Annotated in this window: 2 protein-coding genes; both read left to right on the top strand. The window is 65.6% G+C overall.

Annotated features, from left to right (window positions below; translation table 11 throughout):
* Nucleotides 1-280: 280 nt before the first annotated feature.
* Entirely contained in the window at nucleotides 281-2080 is a 1800-nt protein-coding gene (locus RTN46_RS16350) for a proline--tRNA ligase (RefSeq protein ID WP_312182972.1), read from the top strand.
* Nucleotides 2081-2089: 9 nt separating this feature from the next.
* Complete coding sequence (locus tag RTN46_RS16345) at nucleotides 2090-2887, top strand: TSUP family transporter (protein WP_312182970.1); 798 nt, start codon at nucleotides 2090-2092, stop codon at nucleotides 2885-2887.
* Nucleotides 2888-2949: the final 62 nt, after the last annotated feature.

The following is a 2949-nucleotide window of genomic DNA, read 5'->3' as shown; positions in this document are numbered from 1 at the left end:
CCCGCTGAGTCAGTGTTCAGATATGGCGACCTGTTCCGCGTTGAAGTCACCAGAGTTGCACACCGAAGAACGGCTGAAGCCTGGCAGCGCCCTTCACCGCATATCCCAGACCCGTCGAGGCCCTGATCCGCGAAGCACCCGACGGTTCCCGGGCCGCCCGCCCCAGTCGCCGTCACCGCCACACGCAAAGCCTGTCCGGGAACCCCGGAGCAAGCGGCTAGATTAGTAGGGAGAACTTCTTCCTTAGCGTGCAGCATGGCTGCAGAAACGGATTCCCAGCGTGGTCCTTCGACTTTCCACTCTTTTCCTGCGCACCCTGCGCGAAGATCCGGCCGACGCCGACGTCGCCAGCCACCGTCTGCTGGTCCGCGCCGGCTACATCCGCCGCGCCGCGCCGGGTATCTATTCCTGGCTGCCGCTGGGTCTTCGGGTGCTGGGCAAGGTTGAGACCATCATCCGCGAAGAAATGGCCTCGATCGGCGCCCAGGAAGTCCACTTCCCTGCCCTGCTGCCGCGCGAACCGTACGAAGCGTCCAACCGCTGGACCGAATACGGCGACAACCTCTTCCGCCTGCAGGACCGAAAGGGCGCGGACTACCTGCTGGCCCCTACCCACGAGGAAATGTTCACCCTCCTGGTCAAAGACCTGTACAGCTCCTACAAGGACCTTCCGGTTTCGCTCTTCCAGATCCAGAACAAGTACCGTGACGAGGCCCGGCCGCGCGCCGGCCTGCTCCGCGGCCGCGAGTTCATCATGAAGGACTCCTACTCCTTCGACATCGACGATGAAGGCCTCGAAGCCAGCTACCAGGCGCACCGCGGCGCTTACCTGCGCATCTTCGAGCGCCTGGGGCTCGACGTCGTTGTGGTTTCCGCTGTTTCCGGCGCCATGGGCGGCTCCAAGAGCGAGGAATTCCTGCACCCGACTCCGGTTGGCGAGGACACCTACGTCCGTTCGGCCGGCGGCTACGCAGCCAACGTCGAAGCCGTCACCACTGTCCCGCCGGCGCCTATCGACTTCGCCAACGCGCCCGCTGCCCAGGTCGTGGACACTCCGGACACCCCGACCATCGACACCCTGGTTGCCGATGTCAACGCCCGTTTCCCGAAGGACGACGGCGAATGGAGCGCCGCGGACACCCTCAAGAACGTGGTGCTCGCGGTCTCGCTGCCCACCGGCGAACGGCAGATCGTCGTCGTCGGCGTCCCCGGTGACCGTGCCGTGGACCTCAAGCGCATCGAAGCCAACATCGGCGAGCACCTGGAAATTGCCGGCGAGCTGGCCGTCGAGGCAGCGACCGAGGATGACCTGAAGAGAAATACCGGCCTGGTCAAGGGCTACATCGGCCCGGGCCTGAGCCTGGCTGAAGCCGTCCTCGGCACCGAATCGGCAACCGGCCTGGTCTACCTGGTGGACCCGCGTGTGGTCTCCGGCACCAGCTGGATCACCGGCGCCAACACTCCCGGGAAGCACGTGATCGGCCTGGTTGCCGGCCGCGACTTCGGCTGGGACGGCGTCATCGAAGCCGTTGAGGTACGCGAAGGCGACGAGGCTCCGGACGGCTCCGGCCAGCTGGAAGCCGCCCGCGGCATCGAAATGGGCCACATTTTCCAGCTTGGCCGCAAGTACGCCGAAGCCCTGGGACTGAAGGTCCTGGACAAGAACGGCAAGCTTGCCACGGTGACCATGGGTTCCTACGGCGTGGGCGTCACCCGCGCAGTCGCAGCCCTGGCCGAATCCAACCGTGACGACAAGGGCATCATCTGGCCGCGCTCCGTCGCGCCGGCAGACGTCCACGTTGTGGCCACCGGCCGCGGCGAGGAGATCTTCGAAGCCGCAGCCAAGCTCTCCGAAGAGCTTGAAGCCGCCGGTCTGGAAGTCATCTACGACGACCGTCCCAAGGTTTCCCCCGGCGTGAAGTTCGGCGACGCGGAACTGATCGGTGTCCCGACCATCCTGGTGGTCGGCCGCGGACTGGCTGACGGCGTGGTCGAAATCAAGGACCGCGCCACGGGCGTGGCCGAGAATGTGCCGGTTGCCGAAGCTGTGGAGTACGTGCTCCGCGCTGCCCGGGCCTGAGCCGCTAGGTTGGTCTCCGGGCTCGAGGAGATAACGCTCGCCACCATCCTCTTGATTGTGGTGGCGGGCCTCGCGGCTGGATGGGTCGACGCCGTTGTAGGCGGCGGCGGACTGCTCCAGCTGCCCGCGCTTCTTCTCGTGCCCGGAATCGCCCCCGTCGAGGCCCTGGCCACGAACAAGATGGGTTCGATTTTCGGGACCACCACCAGCGCGCTCACCTACTACAGACGCGCCCACCCGGACCTGAAAACCGCGCTGCCCATGGCCGGCGTCGCGCTGGTCGGCAGCTTTTGCGGAGCGATCCTCGCGGCGTCGCTGCCGGCATCGGTGTTCAAGCCGATCATTGTGGTGGCCCTGATCGTCGTGGCCATCTTCACCGCCACCAAACCCACGGTTGGTGAGCTAACCCAGCTCCGCCACACCGGGAACCGGCATTACGTCACGGCAGCTGCCATCGGCGGCGTCATCGGATTCTATGACGGACTGATTGGCCCGGGAACCGGTTCCTTCCTGATCATCGCCATGGTGACCATGCTGGGATATAACTTCCTGGCCGCCAGTGCCAAGGCCAAAATCGTGAACATGGCCACGAATATCGGCGCGCTGGCCTTCTTCCTGCCGCACGGCTCCCTGCTCTGGGGCATCGGCCTGATCCTCGGCATCGCCAACATGACGGGCGGCTACATTGGCGCGCGGATGGCGGTGAAGCAGGGGAGTAAGTTCATCCGGATCGTGTTCCTGGTGGTGGTCGGCGCGCTGATCATCAAACTCGGCACGGATGTCTGGATGGAGAACTTCCAGGGCTAGTGCTTGCCCGGCGGCCCGGCTCCAAGCGCCGCACGCGCCGCACGCGCCGGCTCCAAGCGCCG

Origin of the sequence: Arthrobacter sp. (assembly GCF_031988865.1) — a bacterium.
GTDB lineage: Bacteria > Actinomycetota > Actinomycetes > Actinomycetales > Micrococcaceae > Arthrobacter_B.
The sequence above is the reverse complement of the archived record's forward strand: the minus strand, read 5'-3'. Positions and strand labels throughout refer to the sequence as shown.